The sequence below is a fragment of the Catellatospora sp. IY07-71 genome (genome assembly GCF_018326265.1).
In the GTDB taxonomy this organism is placed as follows: Bacteria; Actinomycetota; Actinomycetes; order Mycobacteriales; family Micromonosporaceae; genus Catellatospora.
In genome coordinates, this window is the sequence record NZ_AP023360.1 from 5,739,040 (window position 1) to 5,762,967 (window position 23,928).

26 protein-coding genes and 1 pseudogene are annotated in these 23,928 nt (G+C 73.6%); 16 read left to right on the forward strand and 11 right to left on the reverse strand.

Features of this window, described 5'->3' with window-relative positions; translation table 11 throughout:
* Position 1: 1 nt before the first annotated feature.
* Entirely contained in the window at positions 2-571 is a 570-nt protein-coding gene (locus CS0771_RS25430; RefSeq protein ID WP_203743584.1) for a histidine phosphatase family protein, read from the reverse strand.
* Between the two features lie 218 nt (positions 572-789).
* Here CS0771_RS25430 and CS0771_RS25435 point away from each other — a divergent pair, with 218 nt between their 5' ends.
* A complete protein-coding gene (locus CS0771_RS25435; RefSeq protein ID WP_212843347.1) occupies positions 790-1,650 on the forward strand; it encodes a methyltransferase domain-containing protein in 861 nt (286 codons plus the stop codon).
* Between the two features lie 7 nt (positions 1,651-1,657).
* Here CS0771_RS25435 and CS0771_RS25440 read toward each other — a convergent pair whose 3' ends face one another.
* Entirely contained in the window at positions 1,658-2,413 is a 756-nt protein-coding gene (locus CS0771_RS25440) for an N-acetyltransferase (RefSeq protein WP_212843348.1), read from the reverse strand.
* Positions 2,414-2,511: 98 nt separating this feature from the next.
* Positions 2,512-3,876, reverse strand: coding sequence for a KamA family radical SAM protein (locus CS0771_RS25445; protein ID WP_212843349.1), 1,365 nt, complete (start codon positions 3,874-3,876; stop codon positions 2,512-2,514).
* Between the two features lie 157 nt (positions 3,877-4,033).
* On the opposite strand from CS0771_RS25445, the gene CS0771_RS25450 reads away from it, so the two are divergent.
* The 9 genes from CS0771_RS25450 (at position 4,034) to CS0771_RS25490 (ending at position 14,130) form a co-directional block, all read left to right on the forward strand.
* Positions 4,034-5,098 carry a hypothetical protein gene (locus tag CS0771_RS25450; RefSeq protein WP_212843350.1) on the forward strand — a complete coding sequence of 355 codons (1,065 nt, stop codon included), beginning with the start codon at positions 4,034-4,036 and terminating at the stop codon, positions 5,096-5,098.
* A gap of 4 nt (positions 5,099-5,102) precedes the next feature.
* Positions 5,103-6,647 (forward strand): amidohydrolase, encoded by a 1,545-nt coding sequence (locus CS0771_RS25455; RefSeq protein WP_244871024.1) that lies wholly within the window; start codon positions 5,103-5,105, stop codon positions 6,645-6,647.
* The gene (locus CS0771_RS25460; RefSeq protein WP_212843351.1) at positions 6,634-8,226 is read left to right on the forward strand and encodes a lysine 5,6-aminomutase subunit alpha; all 1,593 of its coding nucleotides are present in this window, start codon (positions 6,634-6,636) and stop codon (positions 8,224-8,226) included. The genes CS0771_RS25455 and CS0771_RS25460 overlap by 14 nt, the downstream gene beginning before the upstream one ends.
* The gene (locus CS0771_RS25465) at positions 8,223-8,984 is read left to right on the forward strand and encodes an OAM dimerization domain-containing protein (protein WP_256442839.1); all 762 of its coding nucleotides are present in this window, start codon (positions 8,223-8,225) and stop codon (positions 8,982-8,984) included. Before CS0771_RS25460 ends, CS0771_RS25465 begins: the two co-directional genes overlap by 4 nt.
* Positions 8,981-9,361, forward strand: coding sequence for a hotdog domain-containing protein (locus tag CS0771_RS25470; RefSeq protein ID WP_212843352.1), 381 nt, complete (start codon positions 8,981-8,983; stop codon positions 9,359-9,361). Before CS0771_RS25465 ends, CS0771_RS25470 begins: the two co-directional genes overlap by 4 nt.
* Positions 9,358-10,692: a glutamate mutase L gene (locus tag CS0771_RS25475; protein ID WP_212843353.1), complete on the forward strand. Its 1,335-nt coding sequence runs from the start codon at positions 9,358-9,360 to the stop codon at positions 10,690-10,692. The genes CS0771_RS25470 and CS0771_RS25475 overlap by 4 nt, the downstream gene beginning before the upstream one ends.
* A 508-nt stretch (positions 10,693-11,200) precedes the next feature.
* Positions 11,201-12,772, forward strand: coding sequence for an apolipoprotein N-acyltransferase (gene lnt / locus CS0771_RS25480; RefSeq protein WP_212846041.1), 1,572 nt, complete (start codon positions 11,201-11,203; stop codon positions 12,770-12,772).
* Between the two features lie 12 nt (positions 12,773-12,784).
* Positions 12,785-13,570 (forward strand): polyprenol monophosphomannose synthase, encoded by a 786-nt coding sequence (locus CS0771_RS25485; protein ID WP_244871025.1) that lies wholly within the window; start codon positions 12,785-12,787, stop codon positions 13,568-13,570.
* A 35-nt stretch (positions 13,571-13,605) separates the two neighbouring features.
* Complete coding sequence (locus CS0771_RS25490; RefSeq protein WP_212843355.1) at positions 13,606-14,130, forward strand: FxsA family protein; 525 nt, start codon at positions 13,606-13,608, stop codon at positions 14,128-14,130.
* A 47-nt stretch (positions 14,131-14,177) separates the two neighbouring features.
* Here the strand turns inward: CS0771_RS25490 and CS0771_RS25495 are convergent, their stop codons facing one another.
* A complete protein-coding gene (locus tag CS0771_RS25495; RefSeq protein ID WP_212843356.1) occupies positions 14,178-14,516 on the reverse strand; it encodes an RNA polymerase-binding protein RbpA in 339 nt (112 codons plus the stop codon).
* 184 nt (positions 14,517-14,700) lie between these two features.
* On the opposite strand from CS0771_RS25495, the gene CS0771_RS25500 reads away from it, so the two are divergent.
* Together CS0771_RS25500 and CS0771_RS25505 are read left to right on the forward strand one after the other, a co-directional pair.
* Positions 14,701-16,188, forward strand: coding sequence for a peptide MFS transporter (locus CS0771_RS25500; RefSeq protein ID WP_212843357.1), 1,488 nt, complete (start codon positions 14,701-14,703; stop codon positions 16,186-16,188).
* A 13-nt stretch (positions 16,189-16,201) separates the two neighbouring features.
* A complete protein-coding gene (locus CS0771_RS25505) occupies positions 16,202-17,167 on the forward strand; it encodes a hypothetical protein (RefSeq protein WP_212843358.1) in 966 nt (321 codons plus the stop codon).
* A 1-nt stretch (position 17,168) separates the two neighbouring features.
* Here CS0771_RS25505 and CS0771_RS25510 read toward each other — a convergent pair whose 3' ends face one another.
* The 5 genes and pseudogenes from CS0771_RS25510 to CS0771_RS38995 all read right to left on the reverse strand — a co-directional run.
* On the reverse strand, positions 17,169-17,600 hold the full coding sequence (locus tag CS0771_RS25510) for a helix-turn-helix domain-containing protein (RefSeq protein WP_212843359.1): 432 nt from the start codon (positions 17,598-17,600) through the stop codon (positions 17,169-17,171).
* A 1-nt stretch (position 17,601) separates the two neighbouring features.
* Positions 17,602-17,967, reverse strand: a complete 366-nt coding sequence (locus CS0771_RS25515; RefSeq protein WP_212843360.1) for a DUF4180 domain-containing protein — start codon at positions 17,965-17,967, stop codon at positions 17,602-17,604.
* A gap of 49 nt (positions 17,968-18,016) precedes the next feature.
* Positions 18,017-19,288: a flavin monoamine oxidase family protein gene (locus tag CS0771_RS39500; RefSeq protein WP_212843361.1), complete on the reverse strand. Its 1,272-nt coding sequence runs from the start codon at positions 19,286-19,288 to the stop codon at positions 18,017-18,019.
* 3 nt (positions 19,289-19,291) lie between these two features.
* Entirely contained in the window at positions 19,292-19,975 is a 684-nt protein-coding gene (locus tag CS0771_RS38990; protein WP_244871408.1) for a maleylpyruvate isomerase family mycothiol-dependent enzyme, read from the reverse strand.
* A pseudogene (locus CS0771_RS38995) lies at positions 19,970-20,386 on the reverse strand (ASCH domain-containing protein); the annotation flags it as partial. The pseudogene CS0771_RS38995 and the gene CS0771_RS38990, both read right to left, overlap by 6 nt.
* Before the next feature lie 89 nt (positions 20,387-20,475).
* Between CS0771_RS38995 and CS0771_RS25530 the strand changes: the two are divergent.
* From CS0771_RS25530 to CS0771_RS25540, 3 genes are read left to right on the forward strand one after another with little or no spacing between them, the layout of a single operon-like run.
* Positions 20,476-20,790: a PadR family transcriptional regulator gene (locus CS0771_RS25530; protein ID WP_212843363.1), complete on the forward strand. Its 315-nt coding sequence runs from the start codon at positions 20,476-20,478 to the stop codon at positions 20,788-20,790.
* Positions 20,790-21,662, forward strand: coding sequence for a hypothetical protein (locus tag CS0771_RS25535; RefSeq protein ID WP_212843364.1), 873 nt, complete (start codon positions 20,790-20,792; stop codon positions 21,660-21,662). Before CS0771_RS25530 ends, CS0771_RS25535 begins: the two co-directional genes overlap by 1 nt.
* Positions 21,663-21,711: 49 nt before the next feature.
* Positions 21,712-22,470 (forward strand): MerR family transcriptional regulator, encoded by a 759-nt coding sequence (locus CS0771_RS25540; RefSeq protein ID WP_212843365.1) that lies wholly within the window; start codon positions 21,712-21,714, stop codon positions 22,468-22,470.
* 113 nt (positions 22,471-22,583) lie between these two features.
* On the opposite strand, the gene CS0771_RS25545 is transcribed toward CS0771_RS25540, so the two are convergent.
* A complete protein-coding gene (locus CS0771_RS25545; protein WP_212843366.1) occupies positions 22,584-22,772 on the reverse strand; it encodes a DUF1918 domain-containing protein in 189 nt (62 codons plus the stop codon).
* Between the two features lie 67 nt (positions 22,773-22,839).
* Positions 22,840-23,301, reverse strand: a complete 462-nt coding sequence (locus CS0771_RS25550) for a GNAT family N-acetyltransferase (protein ID WP_212843367.1) — start codon at positions 23,299-23,301, stop codon at positions 22,840-22,842.
* A 68-nt stretch (positions 23,302-23,369) separates the two neighbouring features.
* Between CS0771_RS25550 and CS0771_RS25555 the strand changes: the two genes are divergently transcribed.
* Entirely contained in the window at positions 23,370-23,894 is a 525-nt protein-coding gene (locus tag CS0771_RS25555) for a DinB family protein (protein ID WP_212843368.1), read from the forward strand.
* The last annotated feature ends 34 nt before the right edge of the window (positions 23,895-23,928 follow it).

A 23,928-nucleotide genomic window follows, 5' to 3' on the forward strand; every position in this document is an offset into this window, starting at 1 on the left:
GTCAGAGGTTCCAGCGCAGCAGCACGGGGGTCTCCCGCTCGAAGCCCAGCACGCTCAGGGTGCCCGTCTCCAGCCGGAACAGCGCCCCGCCCTGTGGCGGCAGGCCCAGCCAGCGCGCGGTCAGCACGCGCAGCTGGTGCGCGTGGCCGACCAGGGCGACGTCTCCGGCGGTCAGCATGGTGCGGGCGCGCTCCAGCACCCGGTCGGCGCGGGCGCCCACCAGCTGGGCCGTCTCGCCGCCCGGGCCGGGGCAGCCCTGGTCCCACAGGCTCCAGTCGGCGCGCTGCTCGCGGATGTCCGGCGTGGTGCGGCCCTCGTAGGCGCCGTAGTTCCACTCCAGCAGGTCGTCGTCGAGCGCGGTGACGTCCAGCCCGGCGAGCTGCGCGGTGCGAACGGCGCGTTGCAGGGGACTGCACAGCACGGCGGCGAACGCGCGCCCGGCGAGCAGCTCGGCGAGCCGGGCCGCCTGCCGCTCGCCCTCGGGGGTCAGCGGCAGGTCCGTGAACGAGGTGTGCCGGCCTGCCGCACTCCACTCGGTCTGCCCGTGACGGACCAGCACGATCTCACGCATGGCGCCGATCCTCCCAACTAGGCGGTCTTCACGGCCACGTTAGCGGTGGTCACGGCGTCGCCGGGCGATTTCCGCCCCGCAGTTCTATTCCTAGCGTCCTAGGATCCAGTAGGGGGTGTGCGGTCCGCGACAAAACCGCAGCCAGCACCGGGTCAGGCAAGTTTGTTGATCATGGTCGGCTCGCGACGCGGCAGCCCGGCAGCTCACAGAATTGAGGTATGACGGACGACCCGCTCACGCCGCACTACGCACGGGTCGACCAGAGCCCGCCGCAGATGCAGGCCCGGCTGGTCGCGTACCTGGACCGTGCGGCGGTCCAGCCGGCCATCGCCGAGGCGCGGGCCCGGGCCGCTGAGGCGATGCACGTCAAGCCGGGACACCACGTGCTCGACGGCGGCTGCGGGCTGGGGGAGGAGGCCTGCTCGCTGGCGCTGCTGGTCGGGTCCGAGGGGCGGGTCGAGGGCGTGGACAACTCGCGCAGCATGCTGGCCCTGGCGGCGCACCGCCACGCGCGCTGGCGCGAGACCCATCCGGACGCGGGCGAGGTGCGCTTCACCGCCGGCGACCTGGCCCGGCTGGACTATCCCACGGGCACGTTCGACGCGGTGCGGTGCGAGCGCACGCTGCAGCACCTGCTCGACGCCGAGCGGGTGATCGCCGAGCTGGTGCGGGTGACGCGCCCGCAGGGCCGGATCTGCCTGGTGGACACGGACTGGGAGTCGCTGGTCTTCGACGGCCTGCCCGCCGAGGTCATGACGCCGATGCTGTGGCGGCTGCGGCACCACAGCGTGATGAGCAACCCGTCGATGGGCCGTACGCTGCGCAGCCGCCTGCGCCGGGCCGGTGTCCGGGAGCTGGAGTGCCATCCGCTGACGGTGTGTTTCACGGAGCCGGCGCAGGCGCAGCACGTGGTGCCGTACTTCGAGCGGGACCTGCTGCTGCACATCGTGGGGGAGGAGGACGGTGACGCGGCGTCGACGGTGGACCGGTGGCTGGACGCGGTGGCCGACGTCGCGGCCCGCGACGACTTCCTGATGGCGCTGACGTTGTGGGTGGTCGCCGGCACGGTGCCCGCCTGACGGGCGGTCAGGGCAGGTCGATGCTGAGGACGCGGGTGCGGGTGCGGAAGCCGGCGGCGTCGTACAGGCGGCGGGCGGGGTTGCCGTCGGCGACTTCGAGGCCGAGGCGGGGCAGGCCGGCCGCGCGGGCACCGTGCAGTGCGTGGGTGAGCAGGGCACGGCCGAGCCCGCGGCCCTGGGCGTGGGGCGCGACGCCGATGTTGAGGATCCAGGCGCACAGGTCGTCGGTCCAGGGGGCGGGTCCGGCGCAGAGCACGTGCCCGGCGCTGCGGCCGTCGGGCCCGACGACGCGGGCGGAGGCTGCGGCGAGGGGCGGCACGGGTTCGCCGCGTTCGAACATGCCGCGGACTTCGCGGGTGTCGTTGTCGGTCCAGCCGCCGTCGGGGTGGGGTGGGCGGTAGGCGGCGGCCAGGCCGGCGGCGAGGTCGTCGTCCCAGCCGGCGGGGGCGAGGGTCCAGCCGTCGGGCAGCGGGGGAGCGGGAGGCAGGTCGGCGAGGTCGTGGCGCATGTCGGTGGCGGCGCGGCGGAGTTTGAGGCCGGTGGCGACCAGGGCGAGGGCGAGCTGGTCGTCGGGGGTCTGCAGGCGCCGTCCGGCGAGGTCCTGGCGGGCGTGGGCGGCGATCAGGGGCAGGGGTGCGCCGGGCAGGGGGCGGACGTCGTCGGCGAGCGGGGTGCCGTCGTCGTCGCGGAGCCGGAGGCGGGCGAGGGGGGTGCCGTCGGTGGCGGTGAGGGTGGTGTGGTCGGTGTCGTGGTGCAGGGGCATCCAGGCACCCTATGTGATCTTCGTGGTGGGCGCGCGGGTATATGGCGGAGGCCCCGGCCGGCTGGGGCGCAGCGGCGGCCGGGGCCTCGTCGTTCGGGTCAGGACTGGTCGGCCTGCTGCTCTGCGAGCTGCTTGCGCCACCATTTCTGGCCGGACTCGGGGAGGGTGTCGATCGGGTCGTAGTAGGCGTAGCGCTTGGTGAGCACGTCGGCGTCGTGGTCGGCCTCGATGGAGGTGCGGTAGTTCTTGGTCCAGTACGAGATGCCGTTCTCGCGGTCGTATTCGGTGACCATGTGGACCCAGCGCTTGCCGACGAAGGGGACGTCGCAGACGATGCGCGGGGTGGCGTATCCGGGCAGGTAGCCCATGATGTCGTGCTGGAGTGCCTGGGCGTGGGCGACGGAGACGCGCCAGTGCTCGGCGTTGGGGATCATGTCGCACATGTAGAAGTAGTACGGCAGGATGTTGGCCTCGCCCTGCAGTGCGAAGCAGAGGTCGAGCAGGTCGGGGCTGGTGGCGTTGACGCCGCGCATGAGGACGCCCTGGTTGCGTACGTCGCGGACGCCGACTTCGAGTGCGGTCTTGGCGGCCTTGGCCACGGTCGGCGTGATCGAGTTGGCGTGGTTGACGTGGGTGTGGATGGCCAGGTTGACGCCGCGGCGGCGGGCGGTGCGGGCGACGCGTTCGAGGCCTTCGACGACCTCGGGCTGCAGCCAGTGCTGGGGCAGGCCCATGAGGGCCTTGGTGGCGAGGCGGATGTCGCGGATGGTGTCGATCTCGAGCAGGCGCATCAGGTAGGACTCGAGGTTCTTCCACGGGACGTTGGCCACGTCGCCGCCGGAGACGACGACGTCACGGACGCCGGGGTGGGCCTTGAGGTAGCTGATGTGCGCGTCGTAGCGGTCGACGGGCTTGAGGCTGAGTTTGAGCTTCTCGACGGCGGGGGTGCTGTTGCCGACGAGGTCCATGCGGGTGCAGTGGCCGCAGTACTGCGGGCAGGTGGACAGGAGCTCGGCGAGCACCTTGGTGGGGTAGCGGTGGGTGAGGCCTTCGGCGACCCACATGTCGTGCTCGTGGAGGCTGTCGCGGCTGGCGTGGGGGTGGCTGGCCCATTCGGTGAGCCGGTCGCTGGCTACGGGGATCATGTAGCGGCGGACCGGGTCGGCGTAGAACGCCTCGGTGGTCAGTGCCTCGCGCGCCATGGTGTTGAGCATCTGCGGGGGGACCAGCATGGACATCGTGGCCAGGGCTTTCTGGTCGGCCTCGAGGTCGGTGTAGAAGGTCTCGTCGACGGTGTCGCCGAGGACTGCGCGCAGCTGCTTGACGTTCTTGATGCAGTTGACGCGCTGCCACTGCGCGGACTCCCACTGTGCGGCGGTGACGTCGCGCCAGCCGGGGAACCGGGTCCAGTCCGGCTCGATCAGCTCTACGCGTCGGTATTCGTAGGGTTGCCCAGCGTTCATCGGTGGCCCTCTCCTTTGCGGTCGCCGTTGACCATACTGGAAGTTCTCCGGCGTACCAACTAGTCTGCCGTAGGATTTCCCGCGGAGTACAGATCTAACCGCAGATTTGGTTCTGGCTTCCCTGGGAAGACGGCACTTTTTGAGGGAGAACCGGACAATGACGTCACCGATCGGGCTGCACCGCGCGCTGGAGCCGGCCGGGGTGCTGCCCCAGGCCGCACTCCGTCTGGACAATTCGCCAGAAATCGGGGCAGACGAGGTGCGGATCGCCGTGGAGCGGCTCAACCTCGACGCGGCCAGCTACCGCCAGCTCGCCACCAAGCACGCCGGGGACGGCGCGGCGGTCCGCGCCGAGGTCCTGGAGATCATCGGCAGCCGCGGCAAGATGCAGAACCCGGTGACCGGCTCCGGCGGCATGCTCATCGGCACCGTCGAGGCCGTCGGCCCCGAGTCGCCGCTGGGTCTGCGCGTGGGCGACCGCGTCGCGACCCTGGTCTCCCTCACCCTCACCCCCCTGAAGATCACCGACGGGCTCAAGCACTGGGACGGCGGCGGCGAGCAGGTCCCCTGCGAGGGGCACGCGATCCTGTTCGCGCGTTCGATCGCCGCGGTGCTGCCCGCGGACCTCGACCCGGAGCTGGCCCTGGCGGTGATGGACGTGTGCGGCGCCCCGGCGCTGACGGCGCGGGTGGTGGAGAAGTACGACAGCCCGACGGTCGTGGTGATCGGCGGCGCGGGCAAGAGCGGCTCGCTGTCGCTGGCCGCGGCCCGCAAGGCCGGCGCCGCCCGCACCGTGGGCGTCGTGCCGGTCGAGCGCGAGCGCGCCGCCCTGGCGCAGGCGGGCCTGGCCGACGTGGTGGCGCTGGCCGACGCCCGTGACCCGGTGGCGCTGGCCGACGCGGTGCGGGAGGCGCTGGGCGGGCGGGCCGCGGACGTGACCGTGGTGTGCGTGGACGTGCCCGGCTGCGAGCACGGTGCGATCCTGTCGACGGCCGACGGCGGTACGGTGGTCTTCTTCTCGATGGCGACGAGTTTCGCGGCGGCGGCGCTGGGCGCGGAGGGCCTGGCCGCGGACGTGACGATGCTGGTCGGCAACGGGTACGTGCCGGGTCACGCCCCCTATGCGCTGGATCTGCTGCGGCAGGTGCCGGCGGTGCGGTCGATGTTCGAGTCCCGGCTGGCGCACGACGCCGCGCGGCCCGCTTCCGGCACGGCAGACTGACGTCATGCAGATCTCCGCCATGCCTGCCGAGCGCACGACGCTCTGGCACAACGCCGTCGTCCGCAGCCCCGCCGACCCCGGCGCGACCGCGCTGCTGACGCGTGGGCAGCACATCGTGTGGCTCGGCCCGGTGGCCGAGGCGCCCAGCGCGGACGTGCGTGTCGATCTGGACGGGGCGCTGGTGACCCCGGCGTTCGTCGACGCGCACGTGCACGCCACCGACACCGGCCTGGCCCTGGCGGGCCTGGACCTGTCGGGGGTGCGCGGCGCCGCGGAGCTGCTGAAGGCCGTCGCCGAGTTCGCCGCCGGGCTGGGCCCGGACGCGGTGGTGCTGGGGCACGGGTTCGACGAGAGCACCTGGGGCGCGGCGCAGACCCCGCCGTCCGCGGGCGAGCTGTCGCGGGCCGCGGGTGGGCGCAGCGTGTACCTGTCGCAGGCGTCGATCCACTCGGCGCTGGTGTCGCCGGACCTGCTGGCCCTGGCGCAGGGCACGGCGGGCTACGACGGGTCGGGGTGGGTGCGCCGCGACGCGCACCACGTGGTGCGGGAGGCCGCGTTCGGGCAGATCACGATCGTGCAGCGGCGTGACGCGCAGATGCGGATGCTGCGGCACGCGGCGAGTCTGGGCATCGCGGCGGTGCACGAGTGCGGCGGGCCGGGCACGTCCAGCGAGGAGGACTTCACGGAGCTGCTGCGCCTGTCGGGGCAGGGGCTGCCGGAGATCTTCGGGTTCTGGGGCGAGCTGATGGGCGCGGCCAGGGCGCGGGAGCTGGGCGCGGTCGGTGCGGGCGGTGACCTGTACGCCGACGGCGCGCTGGGTTCGCGCACGGCGCACCTGTCGGGGGAGTACCTGGACGGCGAGCGCGGCTGCGGCCACGGCTATGTGACGGCCGAGCAGGTGCGTGATCATCTGCTGGACTGTCACCGGCACCGGATGCAGGGCGGCTTCCACGCGATCGGCGATGCGGCGATCTCGACGGTGGTGGACGGGTTCGCGATGGCCGAGAACGTGCTGGGCGTGGACGCGATCCGCGATGCGCGGCACCGGGTCGAGCATGCCGAGATCATGGACAAGCGGCTGATCGCCGGGTTCGTGGAGTACGGCATCGTGGCGAGCATGCAGCCGGCGTTCGACCGGCTGTGGGGCGGCGAGCAGCAGATGTACGCCCAGCGCCTGGGGGTGGCGCGGAGCCTGGCGTCGAATCCGATGGGGCAGATGCACCACACGGGGGTGGCGCTGGCGTTCGGGTCGGACAGCCCGGTGACGCCGCTGGATCCGTGGGGCAGTGTCCGGGCGGCGATGTGGCATTTCAATCCGCAGCAGCGGATGAGCGCGAAGGCGGCGTTCGCGGCGCACACCCGGGGCGGGTGGCGGGCGGTGCACCGCGACGACGAGGGCGTGCTGGTGCCCGGCGCGGCGGCGACGTTCGCGGTGTGGCGCACCCCGGCGGGGGTCTCGGGGACCCTGCCGAGTCTTGAGCAGCACGATGAGCTGCCGGTCTGTGTACGTACGGTTCTGCGTGGAGATTGCATTTATGAGCAGCAGTAAACTCGGTCTGGACCCGGCGCTGGTGCACCGGGCTCGGGCGCTGGCCGCACGGGCCGGGCGTCCGGTGGTGGACCTGGCCCGTTCCCACACCACCGTGTCGGTGGAGCGTGCCGTCCTGCGCCTGTCCGGGATGATCGGCGCGGACCCCGACGGGATCCCGTGGGTGAACCGCCTGGTCGACGCGGTACGTGAGGACGTGGGTCTGGGGCACGGGGTGGCGCTGCCGGTGTTCCACAGCCTGGCCCAGCACGGCCTGGAGTATTCGGCCGCCGACCTGACCCTGCTGGCCCAGAAGGCCGCGTCGGGGTCGGTGCGGTTCGAGGTGCCCACCGGCAGGGCCGCGACCGCGGCGAAGCGGGCGTCACGGCGCATGGCGGCGGCCGGGATCCGGCAGATCGACCGCAACCGCGCCGAGCGCGACCGGATGGTCAAGCGCTACGGCGACCCGAAGCAGCGGCCGTGGATCTACCTGATCGTGGCGACCGGTGACATCTTCGAGGACATCCCGCAGGCGCAGGCCGCGGCCCGCGCCGGGGCGGACGTGATCGCGGTGATCCGGTCGACGGGCCAGTCGCTGCTGGACTACGTGCCCGAGGGCGCGACCCGGGAGGGTTTCGCGGGCACGTACGCGACGCAGGAGAACTTCCGGCTGATGCGGGCGGCGCTGGACGAGTCGAGCCGCGAGCTGGGCCGGTATGTGCGGCTGACGAACTACGCGTCGGGGCTGTGCATGCCGGAGATCGCGACGCTGGCCGGGCTGCAGCGGCTGGACATGATGCTCAACGACTCGATGTACGGGATCCTGTTCCGTGACATCAACCCGATCCGCACGTTCGTCGACCAGCGGTTCTCCCGGCAGGTCCACGCCCGCGCGGGGATCATCATCAACACCGGTGAGGACAACTACCTGACCACCGCCGACGCGGTCGAGGCCGCGCACACGGTGACGGTGTCGCAGCTGCTCAACGAGTACTTCGCGCACGAGGCCGGTTTGGCGGACTGGCAGCTGGGGCTGGGGCACGCGTTCGAGATCAACCCGGATCTGCCGGAGTCGTTCCGGCTCGAGCTGGCGCATGCGCTGCTGGCGCGGGAGCTGTTCCCGGACGCGCCGCTGAAGTGGATGCCGCCGACCAAGCACATGACCGGTGACGTGTTCCGGGGCAACCTGCTCGACGGGTTCTTCAACCTGGTCGGGGCGCTGACCGGGCAGGGCATCCTGCTGGTCGGGATGATGACCGAGGCCGTGGTGACGCCGTGGCTGTCCGACCGGGACATCGCCCTGCAGAACGTGCGGTACGTGCTGGGCGCGGCCGGGAACCTGCACGAGGACTTCGTGCCGGCGCCGGACGGGTTCATCCAGCGCCGCGCCCACCAGGTCCTCGACGAGGCCATTTCGCTGCTGGAGCGGATCGAGGACGACACCCTGCTCAACGCGATCGCCGACGGCACGTTCGGGATCATGAAGCGGCCCGCGGACCGGGGCAAGGGCCTCGACGGCGTCGCCCGGCACGCCGACGGCTACTACAACCCGGCCACCGACATCCTCGAGACCCCCGCCCGGCAGGAGGAGGACCAGTGAAGAGCGTCGTGCGCCCGTACGGCGACACCACCGGCGACGGCATGACCCAGGTCAGTTTCACGCTGCCGCTGCCGCACGACAAGAAGGCCGAGGGCGCGGCGCTGCAGCTGGCCGCGAAGATGGGCCTGGAACCGGCGATGCTGGTGCACGCCAAGCAGATGGGCGACGGGTTCACCTTCTTCGTGGTCTACGGCAGCGTCCGGCACCTGGTCGAGCTCGACAAGGTCCAGGTCGTCGAACGGGACTTCCCGCTGCTGACCGCCAAGGAGGTCAACACCCTGGTCAAGCAGAGGATGCGCCGCAAGCTGTCGGTCGTCGGGGCGTGCATCGGCACCGACGCGCACACCGTCGGCATCGACGCGATCCTCAACGTCAAGGGCATCGCGGGGGAGAAGGGCCTGGAGTACTACCGCGAGCTGAAGGTCGTCAACATGGGCGCGCAGGTCACCGTGCCCGAGCTGGTCGCGGCGGCGAAGGCGGAGAAGGCCGACGCGGTGCTGGTGTCGCAGGTCGTGACGCAGCGCGACGCGCACCTGCACAACACGCGGGAGATGTCGGCGGCGTTCCGGGAGGCGCTGCCGGCCGACAGGCGGCCGCTGCTGATCGTCGGCGGGCCCCGCTTCGACGAGCTGATGACCGGCGAGCTGGGCGTCGACCGGATCTTCGGCCGGGGCACCACCCCGCGTGAGGTAGCCAGCTACCTGGTGCACGCGCTGATCACCAACAAGGCCGAGCGGAAGAAGGCAGCAGTCGCATGAGCGTCGGGTTCACCGTCGTGCACCGGAAGTATGTGCCGTACAGCCACGCGCACTACGCGGGCAGCCTCGTCGACGGCGCGTACGCCCTGGCCGCGTTCGGGGACGTCGCCACGGAGGTGTGCATCCGGCTCGACGGCGACGAAGGCCTGTTCGCGTCGTACTCCGACGTGCAGTTCAAGGCCCCGATGCGGGCCGGGGACGTGCTGGAGGTCGTCGCGACCGTGTCCCGGATGGGCACCCGCTCGCGGACCATCGACTTCGAGGCCCGGGTCGTGTGCCGGGGCCGGCCGGACAGGTCCGAGTCCGCCGCCGACGTCCTCGACCCGCCGGTCGTCGCCGTGACCGCGACCGGCACCGTGGTGGTCCCGCCCAAGTGAGCCTGCTCTGCTGTGTCGACGTCGGGTCGACGTTCACCAAGGCGGCCCTCGTCGACACCGGCAGCGGCAGGCTGGTCGCCACCGGCGCGCACCGCACCACCGTCGGGTCCGACGTGCTGCACGGCCTGGACGCGGCCGTCGCCGCGACCGGCCACACCCCCGACGGGGTGCTGGTGTGCTCGTCGGCCGGCGGCGGCCTGCGGCTGGCCGTCGTCGGCTACGAGCGCCTCGTCACCGCGCAGGCCGGGCACCGGGTCGGGCTGTCGGCCGGGGCGAAGGTCGTGCACGTCGCCGCCGGCCGGCTGGACCGGGCGGGGCTGGCCGAGCTGCGCGCCGCCCGGCCCGACGTGGTGCTGCTCGTCGGCGGCACCGACGGCGGCGACACGGACACGATCAGCCACAACGCGGCCCGGCTCGCCGCCGCCCGGTGGCGGGTCCCGACGGTGCTGGCCGGCAACGCCGACGCCCGCGAGCAGCTCCAGACGCTGCTCGCGGGCGCGGGCGTGCCGGTGGTCGCCGTCGGCAACGTGCTGCCCGCGATCGGGGTCCTCGACCCCGGCCCGGCCCGGGCCGCGATCCGGCAGATGTTCCTGCAGCACGTCATCGGCGGCAAGAAACTGTCCCGCGGGCCCCGGTTCGCGTCCCTGGTCCGGGCCGCGACCCCCGACGCGGTCCTGACCGGCGTCGAGCTGCTGGCCGGGCGCAGCGGCCAGGACCTGCTCGTCGTCGACGTCGGCGGGGCCACCACCGACGTGTACTCGGTGCTGGTCCCCGACGCCGAGCAGCTCGCCGGGGTCCGTGACGAGGTCGCCGGGACGATGTGGGCCGCCCGCACCGTCGAAGGCGACCTCGGTATGCGCTGGTCCGCGCCCGGGGTCGTCGCCGCGGCGCTGGCCGAGAAGCTGCTCGCCCCCGACGAGGCCACGGCGCTGGACGCCGCCGCCGAGGCACGGGCGGCACACCCGGGGTACGTCGCCGACGACGGCACCGAACGGGCCGCCGACCGGCGCCTGGCCGAGCTGGCGGTCACCGTCGCGCTGCGCCGCCACGCCCGCGGTGAGGCCGCCGTCGCGGGCGGGCCCCGCCGCGGCGGCCGGGACCTGCGCGACGTGGCCCTGGTCATCGGCTCGGGTGGGGTGCTGCGGCACAGCCCGCCCGACGTCGCGCAGGCCGTGCTCGGCGCGGGCCTGGGCGACACCGCCGGTGGATGGCCGCTGCCACGTCACCCGCACGTGGTCGTCGACGCGTCCTACATTCTGGCCGCCGCCGGGCTGCTCGCCGCCGATCATCCCGCCGCCGCGGCCGCGCTGCTGGCCGCTGAGCTGCGCTGACGCCACCGCATGCGGTGATCGTCACGCTGCGTGGCCGGGCGGTGAAATTGACCGTGCCCGCGCGCCGCCGGTACCGTCGTAGGGTCCTCCACCGTGCCGTCGCCGACCGGCGGTCGTGCCCGGCAGGCGGGGTCCGCGATCAGTAGAAAACGACCGGCGGTGGGCTGCAGACCGACGCCGATCGGCCCGAAGGTCGCAGGCCCGTGCCGTGGAGTTGGGAGTGCGGGGCGCGGCCGTCTGGCCGCGCCCCGATTCTTGTAACCTTGCACCGCCCCCGGCCAAGATCTCTCGGCGTGGGCCGCGCCGCGCGCCCGCGCGGCGCACCATAGTGCTTGTGAGATGGGGTGGACCGGTGACCGTGCAGGCACAGACGCCGCAGACCGCCGCGCCCGGCGACACCGCCGAACCGGCCCCGGCCGTCGGCGACACCACCGAGCCCGGCCAGGGCACACCGCCCGCCGCGGCCGCACCCGGCGACACCGCGGCCGCGCCCGGCACCGCGGCGCCGCTGCGGCTGCCCGTCGCCGCCGCGCTCGCCGTGGCCGCCGGGCTGGCGCTGCTGGCCGCGTTCCCGCTGTACGGCCTCTGGTGGGCCGCACCGATCGGGGTGGCGCTGCTCGCGCTGGCCGTACGCGGGCGGCGGCTGCGCGCCGGGGCCGGGCTCGGCCTGCTCGCCGGGACCGTGTTCTTCGGGCCGCTGCTGGCCTGGACGAACCTGCACGTCGGCAACACGCCGTGGCTGCTGCTCACCCTGTTCCAGGCCGGCTACCTGGCGCTGCTCGGCCTCGCCCTGGCCTGGGTCAGCCCCCTGGCCGCCCGCCGGCCGTGGCTGTGGCCCGCCGCGATCGCGCTGCTGTGGGTCGCGCAGGAGGCGCTGCGCGACCGGGCCCCGTTCGGCGGGTTCCCGTGGGGCCGGCTCGCGTTCAGCCAGGCCGACGCCCCCGGCCTGGCCCTGGCCGCGCTCGGCGGCGCGCCGCTGGTCACCCTCGCCGTCGCCGCCACCGGCGGGCTGCTCGCCTGGGCCGCCCACGACCTGATCGCCGACCGGCGCGCCTGGCGCCGCCCGGCCGCCGCGCTGGCCGGGGCCGCCGTGGTCACCCTCGCGGGGCTCGCCGTGCCCACCGCCACACCCGCCGGGCAGGCCGTCACCGTCGCGATCGTGCAGGGCAACGTGCCCCGCCTCGGCCTGGACTTCAACGCCCAGCGCCAGGCCGTGCTCAACAACCACGTGTCCGCCACCGTCGCCCTGGCCCGCGACGTCGACGCCGGGCGGCAGCCCCGCCCCGACCTGGTCGTGTGGCCCGAGAACGCCTCCGACATCGACCCGCTGCGCAACAGCGGCGCCGCAGCGGCCATCGACACCGCCGCCCGCGCCATCGGCGCGCCGATCCTCGTCGGCGCGGTCCTGTCCGGGCCCGAAGCAGGCCAGTCCCGCAACGCCGGCCTCGTCTGGCCCGCCGACCGCAGCCCCGGGGCCGCGCCGGAGCAGATGTACCTCAAGCAGCACCCCGTCCCGTTCGCCGAGTACCTGCCGCTGCGGCCCGTCGTCGAGCCCATCGCGCAGGCCATCACCAACCAGGCGAAGCTGCTGCGCACCGACTTCGTCGCCGGCACCGCCCCCGGCGTGCTCACCCTCGGCCCGGCCCGGGTCGGTGACGTCATCTGCTTCGAGGTCGCCTACGACGACGTCGTGCGCGACACCGTACGCTCCGGCGCGCAGCTGCTGGCCGTGCAGACCAACAACGCGACCTTCGACGAGTCCGAAGCGTTACAGCAGATGGCGATGGTCCGGTTGCGGGCCGTCGAGCACGGACGCGACAGCCTCATGGCGTCGACCGTCGGTGTGTCCGGGTTTGTAACTGCTGACGGGACTGTGCATGATGCATCTGGTTTCAACACCGGCGCGGTGCTGGTGCGCCGGCTGCGTCTGGGCGACACGGCTACCCTTGCCACGAGCCTGGGACCGTGGCCGGAGGCCGTGCTGACCTTCGCCGCGGCCGGGTTGCTGGTCGCGGCGGGCGTGGCGCGCAGGCGCCGCGCCACCCAGGTGCGAGACACTGAACAGGCAGGAGCGGCATAAGTGGAGGCCCCCGTGAGCGGCAACGAGGCGGACAGCGGGTACCCGGGCGTAGGCCGGGTGCTGGTGATCATCCCGACGTACAACGAGTCGGAGAACGTCCGCCTGATCGTGCCCCGGGTGCGTAAGAGCACCCCGCAGGTCGACATTCTCATCGCCGACGACAACAGCCCCGACGGCACCGGCGCCATCGCCGACGAGATGGCCGCCGCCGACCCGCGCATCAAGGTCCTGCACCGCGAGGGCAAGCAGGGCCTGGGCGCGGCGTACATCGCGGGCTTCAACTGGGCCCACGAGCACGGCTACGACGCCGTCGTCGAGATGGACGCCGACGGCTCCCACGCCCCCGAGGAGCTGCCCAGGCTGCTCGACGCGCTGCGCGGCGCCGACGCGGTCATCGGGTCGCGCTGGGTGCGCGGCGGCAAGGTCATCAACTGGCCCGTACGGCGGCTCATCCTGTCCCGCGGCGCGAACTTCTACACCCGCGTTGTCATGGGCATGGGCGTCAAGGACGCCACCGGCGGCTACCGCGCCTACCGGCTCCCCGTCCTGCGCAAGATCGACGTGGACACGGTCACCTCGCGCGGCTACAGCTTCCAGGTGGAGCTGACCCACCGCACGCACCGCCACGGCTTCCGCATCGTGGAGGTCCCGATCACGTTCGCCGAGCGGGAGCACGGCGTGTCGAAGATGAGCGGGTCCATCATCAAGGAGGCGCTGTGGAAGGTCACCGTGTGGGGTGCGCAGTCCCGGCGTGACTCGATCCGGCGTATGTTCAAGCCGGGCGACCGCTGGCCGTGAGGTGATCTCCGGCCGGCCCGGCTGGAGGTGATGGGGTGCGCAGACTGCGGTGGATACCGGCGGTCGTGCTGCTGCTCGGGCTGATCGAGTTCGGCGTGTTCGTCGGGGTGGCGCGGCTGATCGGGCTGCCCCTGACACTGCTGATCGCGGTGCTGCTGATGCTGCTCGGCGCGGTGCTGCTGCGCCGGGAGGGCCTGTCGGCGTGGCGTCGGCTGCGCGAGGCGCGGCTGGCCGGGCAGGCCCGCGGCGACCAGGCCCTCGACGGGGTCGTCGGGCTGGCCGCGGCGCTGCTGCTGCTCATCCCGGGCCTGCTCACCGCCGCGGTGGGGCTGCTGCTGCTGATCCCGCCCGTGCGCCGGCTGGCCCGCGGGCGCATCCGCGCCGCGACCGAGAAGCGCATCCCCGCGTCGGCCGCCAACAGCGTGTTCGGGCCCAAGCGGGTGCGGGTCAGCACCCCGCCCGGCCACGGCACCCCACCGGGGCACGGCACGCCGCCGCCCGGCCCGCAGCAGCCGCCGCAGGGCCCGCCCGAGGTCATCGAAGGCGAGATCGTCGACTGACACGCGAAGGCGCCCCACCCGTGACGGGTGGGGCGCCTTCGCGTGTGTCAGCGGCCGCGGCGGGCCCGGACGTCGGCCAGCCGCTCGTTGAGGATCTCGTCGAGCTCCTCGATCGAGCGCCGTTCCAGCAGCATGTCCCAGTGCGTACGCGGCGGCTTGACCTTCTTCTGCTCCGGCTCGGAGCCGTCGACCAGCCGCGCGACGCTGCCGTCGAACTTGCACTCCCAGGTGGCGGGCGCCTCGGCGTCGACGGCGAACGGCACCTCGAACCGGTGGCCGTGGGCGCACAGGAACTCGCGCATCTGCCGCGGCGCGAGTTCGGTGTTGCGCTCCGATTCGTAGCTGACGGCCCCCAGACGGCTTCCCCGCAGCATCCGATCGCCCATGTCAGCTCCCTCACGTCGTATGGCCTCGGTGATTGAAACGACCCGGCGGGCCCGACGATTCCCCGGCGTGACCCACGCCGCCCTTCCGGGCGGATTCGTGAGAGCCGCTCACCGGCCACCCTCCAGGGCGATATCGTCCGATTGGACCTTCTTTGCGGGGAACATCACATCCGGGGGTACGCCGATGGCCACCACGACGGCACCGCAGGGCCCGCCCGTCAAGACCTGGATGGGGCACCCCGGCGGCCTGGTCGTGCTGTTCCTCACCGAGATGTGGGAGCGGTTCAGCTTCTACGGCATGCGGGCCATCCTCACCCTGTTCCTGGCCGCCGAGCTGACCGACGGCGGCTTCGGCATGACCGACGTCGCCGCCGCCGCCCTCTACTCCATCTACAACTCGATGGTGTACTTCATGGCGCTGCCCGGTGGCTGGATCGCCGACCGGCTCATCGGCACCCGCCGCAGCGTGCTGTGGGGCGGCATCGTCATCGCGCTGGGCCACTACGCGCTGGCCTTCTCCAGCCACGCCATGTTCTACCTCGGCCTGGTCCTCATCGTGCTCGGCACCGGCCTGCTCAAGCCGAACATCTCCGCGATGGTCGGCGAGCTGTACGACAAGCACCCCGAGCTGCACGAGTCGCGGCGCGACGCCGGGTTCACCCTGTTCTACCTCGGCATCAACCTGGGCGCGTTCATCGCGCCGCTGCTCACCGGCTACTTCGCGGCGAAGAACGACTGGCATGTGGCGTTCGGCATCGCCGCGGTCGGCATGACCGTCGCCGTCATCCAGTACGTGCTCGGCGGGCGGCGGCTGGAAGGCGTCGGGCTCAGGGCGCACAAGCCGCTGCAGCCCCACGAGCGCGGCAAGATCCTGCGCATCGGCGCGATCGTGCTGGTGATCGTGCTGGCGCTGCTGATCGCCGACATCGCCGCCGGGACGTACCGCGCCGAGCACGTCATCACCGCGCTGACCGTGATGGCGCTGGTGGTGCCCGCGCTGTACTTCGTCACGATGTTCCGCGACCACACGCTGACCCACCAGGAACGCTCCCGGATCAGCGCCTACGTGTGGATCTTCGTCGGGGCGATGCTGTTCTGGATGATCTACGACCAGGCCGGCAGCCTGGTCAACCTGTTCACCGAGAACGACGTCGACCGCACGGTCGGCAGCTTCGAGATCCCCACCGCCTGGTTCCAGTCGATCAACCCGGTGCTGATCCTGCTGCTCGCGCCGGTGTTCGCGTGGCTGTGGACGAAGCTCGACCGCCGCCAGCCCACCACCCCGGTCAAGTTCTCCATGGCCCTGGTCGGCATCGGCATCTCGTTCCTGGTCATGGGCGTGGCCGGGGCGCTGGCCGGGCGCGGGCTCATCTCCCCGCTGTGGATCGTGCTCGTGTACTTCATCCAGACCTGCGCCGAGCTGCTGCTGTCGCCGGTCGGCCTGTCGGTCACCACCAAACTCGCCCCGCTGCGCTACGCCAGCCAGGTCATGGGCCTGTGGTTCCTGGCCACCGCCGCCGGCAACGCGCTCAACACCTGGGTCACCCCGCTGAGCGCGAAGGTGCCCGCCGGGGTCTACTACGGCGGCCTCGGCCTGCTGGCCATCGGGGTCGGCATCTGCTTCTGGATCGGCGCCCGCAAGATCGGGCAGCTGATGGCCGGCGTGCACTGAAAGGCGGACACCCATGGCACCGACCACCACCGTCGCCGAGCAGCTCACCGTCGAGCAGCTGCGCGACGACGTCGAGCAGCTGGCCCGCCGCTGCCTGTGCGACCCGGTCACCGAGCTGTTCGGGCCGCTGCTGGAGGCCCAGGAGCGGGTCTTCGCGAAGCTGGAGACCGACCCGCGGCCCGAGCACTCCGAGCAGCTGCACCTGCTGGCCGCGCTGGTGTCGGCGGCGCTGGCCCGCGCCAACCACGACCTGGGCCGCGGCCACCAGGCGATGACCCTGGCGCGGATGGCGTTCGAGTGCGCCGACGGCATCGGCCACCACCCGCTGCGGGCCTGGATCCGCGGCCTGCAGAGCCAGCTGGCGTACTGGGCCGACCGGCCGCAGGAGGCCGCCGCGTTCGCCGACTGCGGCGTCGCGCTCGCCGGGGAGCACACCGGGTCGGTCGCGTCGTGGCTGGCATGCGCGCAGGCCAGGGCCCTGGCCCGGCTCGGCGCGGCCGAACCCGCCCGGCTGGCCCTGGTCCGCGCCGACGACCTGCGCGAGCGCCACGAACGTGACGACCTCGACGCGATCGGGGGCCTGTTCGTGTTCCCGCCGCCGCGCCAGCACTACTACGCCGGGGACGTGTACGGCTGCCTGGACGGCATGGGGGAGCGGTCCGTGCACGAGGCCACCCGCGCCCTGGCCCTGTACGCCGCGAGCCCGCCGGCGCAGCGCTCGTTCGCCGACGAGGCCGGGGCGCGGTGCGTGCTGGCGCTGGCGCAGGTGCGGGCCGGGCAGCCCGGCGCGGCGCGTGACACGCTGCGGCCCGTGCTGGCCCTCGACCTGCCGCGCCGGGTCACCGAGGTGATGGGCGGGGTGAACCGGGTCGCCGCCGCGCTGCGCGACCCGCGCGTGGCCGCCGACGCGGACGCCCGTGACCTGCGCGAGCAGGTCGAGTGGTTCGCCCAGCGGCCCGCGTCGGCGCTGGCGTCCTGACTCAGCGCGCCTGCAGGATCGCGTCGATGAGGCGCAGCAGCTCGGCGGTGTCCTGCGGGCCGCCGAGCAGCATCACGCGCAGCCGGGCCCGCTCCTCGTCGTAGGCGGCCTGCACCCGGATCGGCTCGCCGCCGTCGCGGGGGCCGCTGATCGCGGCGGTGACCAGGGTGGTGACCCGGTCGGCGTCGTGGCGCGACACGGCGTCGACGGCGACGACCGTGGACACCTCGACGTGGCGGGTGCGGCGGGCGTCCTCGCGCGGTGCGGCCGGGACCGGGCCGCCGGTCAGCGCGGCCAGATCCTCGGCGGCGATGCGGTACTGCTTGCCGATGCGCACCGCCCTGAGCCGCCCGTCGCGCACGTAGTTGCGCACGGTCTTGACGTGCAGGCCGAGCCGCTCGGCGACCTGCTCGACGGAGTACAGCTCGGACATGTCAGCCGTCCTTGAGGCGTGCGGTCAGCTCGGCCAGGTCGGCGGTGAACCAGATCTGGCGCCCGCGGTTGGACTCCAGCACCAGCGCGCGCAGCGCGGAGCTGGCGTCCAGCCAGGTGGTGATGTCGCCGACGACCGCGAGCCGGATGCGGTAGTTGACGAACTTCTGCATGATCTCTCCGGCCAGGCCGGTGCTCAGGGTGAAGAAGTCGCCGGTGAGCCGGGCGGCGGGCAGCGCGACGACCTCGGCGCCCTGGAACGCCGCGCCGATCAGGTCGAGACCGTCCTGCACGGTGGCCACGGGCGGCCCGTCGGGGTCGGCGACGAGCACGGTGACCCCGTGGTGCTCCTCGATACGGTCGGGCACGTCGTTTCCTTCCCTACATGATGCGTGGTCGCCACCGTACCACTCCGTTTCAGGGAACGTTAGGGAAGGATCGGGTCATCCGGATCACGGCGGCGTGGGCGTCGGCGGCGATGTCCGCGTCGGAGCGCGCCGGATCGTGCAGGGCCTGTGCCGCGTCGCCGCCGGCCAGCAGGGCTAGCACGGGCTCGCCGAGCCCGCCGGTCAGGTCCGCCCACTCGCACCAGGTGGCCCGGTCCTCGCCCCACCACAGGCAGCCGCCGGGGGAAACCGGCCACCAGCGCTGCGGATAGCGCAGCAGCACCTTCTCGGCACGGCCGGTCCCGATCCGGGCCAGGGCCGCACGGTGCCCCGGCGGCAGCGACGGCACGCGCAGTGCCGGCAGCACCGCCAGCGGCACCGCGAGCACCGCCCGGCCGGCCACGGCACGGCCCCACCGGCCCGTCACCTCGACCCCGCCCGGACCCGCGGTGACGGCGGCGACCGGGCGGCCCAGCCGGACGTCCAGGCCGTCGCCGAGCGCGGCCGTGAGCCGGTCGAGGCCGCCGGGCAGCCAGCGGTCGCCCTCGCCCACCCCGGGTTCGCCGAACACGCCCCGCGCCGACGCCAGCCGCAGGTCCAGCCCGGATTCCGGTACCAGGCCGCAGTCCACGGCGTAGGCCGACGTCTGCCGGGCGGCCGGGTCCAGCCCGGCCAGGTGGGCGGCGAGCACGTCGGCCACCGGCAGATCCGTGTCGGCGGTCAGGCGGGCGGCGGTACGCGCCAGCGCCGACAGCGCCTCGGCCGCGCCCGTGACCGGCCCCTGCTCCGACACGGTGAGCGGGGCGGTGAAGTCCGTCGCGGCCACGGGCAGGCCCAGCTCACGGGCCAGCGCGGCGAGGCTGTTGCCGGCGTACTGCTGCAGCCAGGCCGCGCCCAGGTCGGCGCGTACCCCGCCGCCGAGGTCCACGGTGTGCACCCGGCCGCCGATCCGGTCGCGAGCCTCCAGCACCAGCACCTCGCGGCCGTGGCGGCGCAGCTCACCGGCGGCGGACAGGCCCGCGACCCCGGCCCCGACCACGGTGACGCGCTCGCCGGGCACGCCCGCCGACAGCAGGTGCCGGGCGGCGGCCAGGCCCGACTCGTGCGCGCCGTGCAGCATCGCCGGGCGGGCCGGATGCACGCCCTCCCCGGCCAGCACCAGCCGGCCCTCGGCGAACGGCGCGGCGAGCGCGGCCCGGTCGGCGCCGCTGCCGCCGGTGAGCAGGCCGGTCCAGGCGCCGCGCGCGTACGGGTCGGCGCCCCACCGCGACACCGCCCAGCCGGCCGGCTCCGGGATCCGCACGGCTCAGCCCAGGGTCAGCCAGGTGACGCCGAGCCCGTCCAGCCGCTCGCGCTCCGCCCCGGTCGGCGCGACCCGGCCGGTGGCCCGGCGCAGCAGCCCCGCCGCGTCCACGCCGAGCGCGGCGCGGGCGGCGGGCGCGGACAGGCCGAACAGCAGCCCCTCGACCACGGCCGCGGCGTGCTCGGTCAGCCACGGCGCGACGCCGAGCGCGTCGGCCAGGTCCAGGCCGTGCACGGCCAGCTCGACCACGCGGGTGACCTGGAAGTCGGTCAGCCGCATCGGGTCCCCGTGCCGGGTGGTGACCAGCCGCTCCGGGCTCGCCCCGACCCGGTCGGTGACCTGCTCGGCCTGCTGCTCGAACCAGTCGATCAGCTCCGGGCCGGACCGTGCCGCGGCGAACTCGGCCGCCAGGTCGACCCGGGCCCGGTCGGCCTGCGGGGCGAACCGGTGGTCAGGCGCGTAGTAGCGGGCGGTGTCGACCGGCGGGCCGGGCGGCGGCGCGGCGTCGAGCATCTCCAGGGTGCGCGACACCGCGATCGCGGCATGCGCGAACTCGTCGCGCACCGTCCACGGCGGGCAGCACGTCGGCCGGTCCAGGGCGGCCTCGGGCACCGCGCGCAGCCCCGCGACCAGCGCCGCGGCCTCCGCCGCCAGGGCCGCGTTCACGGCCTGGGCGCCGGGGATCACCGAGGCGACCCGGAACCGCTCGGCCACCGCCACGGTGTCGTCGTCCACGGTGAAGCCCGGGTCGCCGAGGTAGCCGCGCATCTGGTCGGAGTGCCAGAAGCGCTCGTGCGCGGCCCGCCAGCCGGCGACGCTCGGGTACCCCTCGCCCTCGTCGGCGGCGTGCGCGAGGTCGACCTCGCCCAGCGGCACCAGGCGCACCTCGGTCAGTTCCAGGATCGCCAGGGGCTGCCCGGCCGAGCCGATCATCGTGCTGCGCTGCCCGGCCTGCGGCAGCGGCTCGGCGTCGTGCTCGTACCCGATGAGCAGGCCGGTGGTGGAGGTCTTGTGCCCGGCCAGGACGGCGCCGGTGAGCTTGTCGCGCAGCGGCCCGGGGAACGCGAACTCGTAGTCGGACAGCCCGTCGTAGATCATGACGCCACCCTAGACGCCCCGGCCGCGCTCGCCGTTGACACCGATACCACGCACTGCGATGCTACGTACAACGTAGTAAGGGAGGTTCGATGGCCGGACTCGCCGACCTCGGCCGGTTCTCCGAACCGGCGCTGCACATCCTGATCAGCCTCGCCGCCGGGCCCAGACACGGCTACGCGATGCAGGACGACATCGGCGAGCTGACCGGCGCCCGCCCCGGGCCCGGCACGCTCTACGGCGCGGTCCGGCGCCTGGAGGAGCACGGTTACATCGAGGCCCTGCCCGAGCAGGACCGGCGCAAGCCGTACCGGCTCACCGACGCCGGCCGCGCCGCGCTCGGCGCCGAGCTGCAGCGGATGCGCTCGCTGGCCGCGACCGGCCTGCGCCGCCTGGCGGTGGCCTGATGCGCGCCCGGCTGGCCCGCGCCGTGCTGGCGCTGTACCCGCGCCGGGTCCGCGAGCGCTACGGCGACGAGATCGCGGACCTGCTCACGAACTCGCCCCGCCCCTGGCGTGACCTGGCCGACGTCGCGCGTGCCGCGCTCGGCGAGCGCCTGTCCGGCGGCCGTGCCGCGCTGGGCGAGGCGCGCGCCCGGACCGTGCTGTGGCACCTGGTCCGGCTGATGCTCATGCCCGCGGCGCTCACCGTGGTCCTGGTCGCGCTGACGGCGGCCGCCGGGCCGGTGCTGTTCCTGGCCGATCGGTGGGTCGACGCCGAGCGCGGCGCGTCCGTGGCGTACGCGGTGATGGTCCTGCCCGCCGCGCTGCCGGCCTGGCCCGCGGGCCTGCTGCTCGGCCGCTGCGCCAGGCTGGCCGCGCCGTGGCTGGCGGTGCCGGTCGCGCTGGCGCTCGGGCTGCTCGTGATCGCGGCCGTGCCCGGCTTCGGCATGGTGCTGGGGGAGAGCCTGCCCGGCGCGGCCGCCGCGATCGCCGTCTGGTGCGCGGGCACCGCCGCCCTCGCCCGCTGGTCGGGGGCACTGAGCCGCGTCCGGGCCGCCGCCGTCCGGGTGTTCGGGACGGTGCTGCTGCTGCAGGCGGCCACGATCGCGTACGTGCTCACCGCGCTCGCGCCCGGCCGGGCTCCGCGCCACCTCGCGGCCTGGTGGTTCCCGTCGGCGATCTCCGGCGTCGACCCCGGCCTGGTCGACGGGGCCTACCTGCAGCTGTCCGACGCGATCAAGTTCCTGCCCGCGGTGCTGGCCGTGTGCACCGTGTTCGCGCTGACGGTGACCGCCGTCACCCGGACCCGGCCCCGGCAGGCCCCGTTATCGGCTTGACTCTCACGTAACGGCAGACTCGAACCTGGTTCTCGGAAGGGAGAGAACCGTGGCATACACCGTGGGCAAGGTCGCCGACGTCGCCGGGGTGACCGTGCGGACGCTGCACCACTACGACGAGATCGGCCTGCTGTCGCCCAGCGAGCGCTCGCACAGCGGCTACCGCCGCTACGACGACGCCGACCTGGAACGGCTGCAGCAGATCCTGTTCTACCGGGAGCTGGGGTTCTCACTGGAAGAGATCGCGGCCATCCTCGACGACCCGCAGGCCGTGCCGGCGACGCACCTGCGCCGCCAGCACGAGCTGCTGACCGGGCGCATCAAGCGCCTGCAGGAGATGGTCACCGCGATCGAGTTCGCGATGGAGGCGAGGAAAGTGGGCATCAACCTCACGCCCGAGGAGCGTTTCGAGGTCTTCGGTGACTTCGACCCCGACGACCACGCGGAGGAGGCGGAGCAGCGCTGGGGCGGGACGGACGCCTACAAGGAGTCCACCAGGCGCACCGCCGCCTACACCAAGGACGACTGGCTGCGCCACAAGCAGGAGAACGAGGACTGGGGCCGCCGCTTCACCGCCCTCATGGACGCAGGCGCCGCCCCCGACAGCCCCGAGGCCATGGACCTGGCCGAAGAACACCGCCAGCTCATCAGCCGCTGGTTCTACGAGTGCAACTACGAGATCCACACCGGCCTGGCCGACATGTACCTCGCCGACGACCGCTTCACCGCCACCTACGAAGCGATCCACCCCGGCATGACCCAGTACCTCAACACCGCCATCCACGCCAACGCCATCTCCCGCGCGTAACCCCCATGACGCGGCGATCTTGCGTGGACTGTGGGGATGACACGCCCCTACCGGGCATATCCCTGACGGTTCGCGCAAGATCGCCGCGGTCTCGGGGCCGCACGGCGGCCGGGTCAGCGGTCGGTCTTGAGATGGGTGTCGGGGCCGGGGTAGAGGATTCCCTCGTGCTGGTCGTCCTCCCAGCGCACGGTGTACGGCGGGCTGCCGTCCTCGTGCGGGACCGCCGTGATCACGCCGATCCGGCGGTGGTCGCCCACTCGCGTGCCCTCGACGACGATGGTGTCTCCGACTTTCGCCTTCATTGCTGAACACCTCCTCGTCCATTGTCCGGACGAATCCCCGCGAGGTGCACGTTTCGCCGAACCGGGCTCAGGTCAGCGGCCGCGCCCAGCACAGCGGCGCCGTCCGCGTGAAACCGGCGCGGCGCAGCACGTTCGCGCTCGGCGGGTTGTCGTGGGCCAGCTCGGCCACCACGCACCTGGCCCCCAGCCGCGCGGCGAAGTCCACCAGGGCCAGCGCCGCCTCGGTCGCGTAGCCGTGGCCGCGCGCCGCGGGCACCAGTCCGTAGCCGATCTCGACCGTGCCCGCGGCGTCGGGCGGGCCGTGGAAACCGGCGCCGCCGATCACCTGCCCGGTGGCGCGCAGCTCGACCGTGTACGGCACCCACGGCCCCGCCGGGGCACCGGCCTGCAGGAACATCCGGGCCGCGAGCTGCTCGCCGTCGCCGGGGAAGCCGTCGGCCCAGCGCGGGTCCCGCGGCGCGCCGTCGGCGATGCGCGCCGCCAGGATCGGCCGGTACGGCCGCAGCACCAGGCGCTCGGTCTCGATCACAGAACGGGCAGCGTACCCGCTGCCGCCCGCCCGCGCACCAGACGGCCGCGACCGGCATCATGGTCGCCATGACGTGGACCGCGCCGCAGGCGCAGCGCAGCAGCGAACCGTACGTCGCCGACGAGCGCGCCATGCTGGAAGGCTGGCTCGACTGGCACCGGGGCACGCTGCTGCACAAGTGCGCCGGGCTCACCGGCGAGCAGCTCGCCCACGCGTCGGTGCCGCCGTCGGGGCTGAGCCTGCTCGGGCTGGTCCGGCACATGGCCGACGTGGAGCGCACCTGGTTCCGCCGGCGCGTCCGCGGCGAGCGGCTCGACGCGCTGTACACCCGTCCCGAAGGCGGACCCGGCGCCGCGTTCGACCTGGCCGACCCCGCGCGGGCCGAGGAGGACTTCGCGATCCTGGCCGCCGAGGTGGACGCGTGCCGGGCCGCCGTGGCCGGGGTGCCGCTGGAGCACACGTTCGTCCACGAGCGCACCGGCGACACCATGTCCCTGCGCTGGGTGTACGTGCACATGATCGAGGAGTACGCCCGCCACAACGGCCACGCCGACCTGCTCCGCGAGCGCGTCGACGGCGCCACCGGCGAGTGACCCGCCCCGGCCGATAGGCTCGGACCCGCACCCG

Excerpts from the sequence above, each read along its gene's own strand:
- CS0771_RS25530 (WP_212843363.1), top strand. The coding sequence starts at position 20,476 with ATGGCCGGACTCGCCGACCTCGGCCGGTTCTCCGAACCGGCGCTGCAC.
- CS0771_RS25455 (WP_244871024.1), top strand. The coding sequence starts at position 5,103 with ATGCAGATCTCCGCCATGCCTGCCGAGCGCACGACGCTCTGGCACAAC.
- CS0771_RS25470 (WP_212843352.1), top strand. The coding sequence starts at position 8,981 with ATGAGCGTCGGGTTCACCGTCGTGCACCGGAAGTATGTGCCGTACAGC.
- CS0771_RS25445 (WP_212843349.1), bottom strand. The coding sequence starts at position 3,876 with ATGAACGCTGGGCAACCCTACGAATACCGACGCGTAGAGCTGATCGAG.
- CS0771_RS25505 (WP_212843358.1), top strand. The coding sequence starts at position 16,202 with ATGGCACCGACCACCACCGTCGCCGAGCAGCTCACCGTCGAGCAGCTG.
- CS0771_RS25440 (WP_212843348.1), bottom strand. The coding sequence starts at position 2,413 with ATGCCCCTGCACCACGACACCGACCACACCACCCTCACCGCCACCGAC.
- CS0771_RS25495 (WP_212843356.1), bottom strand. The coding sequence starts at position 14,516 with ATGGGCGATCGGATGCTGCGGGGAAGCCGTCTGGGGGCCGTCAGCTAC.
- CS0771_RS25535 (WP_212843364.1), top strand. The coding sequence starts at position 20,790 with ATGCGCGCCCGGCTGGCCCGCGCCGTGCTGGCGCTGTACCCGCGCCGG.
- CS0771_RS25435 (WP_212843347.1), top strand. The coding sequence starts at position 790 with ATGACGGACGACCCGCTCACGCCGCACTACGCACGGGTCGACCAGAGC.
- CS0771_RS25555 (WP_212843368.1), top strand. The coding sequence starts at position 23,370 with ATGACGTGGACCGCGCCGCAGGCGCAGCGCAGCAGCGAACCGTACGTC.
- CS0771_RS25500 (WP_212843357.1), top strand. The coding sequence starts at position 14,701 with ATGGCCACCACGACGGCACCGCAGGGCCCGCCCGTCAAGACCTGGATG.
- CS0771_RS25450 (WP_212843350.1), top strand. The coding sequence starts at position 4,034 with ATGACGTCACCGATCGGGCTGCACCGCGCGCTGGAGCCGGCCGGGGTG.
- CS0771_RS25510 (WP_212843359.1), bottom strand. The coding sequence starts at position 17,600 with ATGTCCGAGCTGTACTCCGTCGAGCAGGTCGCCGAGCGGCTCGGCCTG.
- CS0771_RS25545 (WP_212843366.1), bottom strand. The coding sequence starts at position 22,772 with ATGAAGGCGAAAGTCGGAGACACCATCGTCGTCGAGGGCACGCGAGTG.
- CS0771_RS25460 (WP_212843351.1), top strand. The coding sequence starts at position 6,634 with ATGAGCAGCAGTAAACTCGGTCTGGACCCGGCGCTGGTGCACCGGGCT.
- CS0771_RS25430 (WP_203743584.1), bottom strand. The coding sequence starts at position 571 with ATGCGTGAGATCGTGCTGGTCCGTCACGGGCAGACCGAGTGGAGTGCG.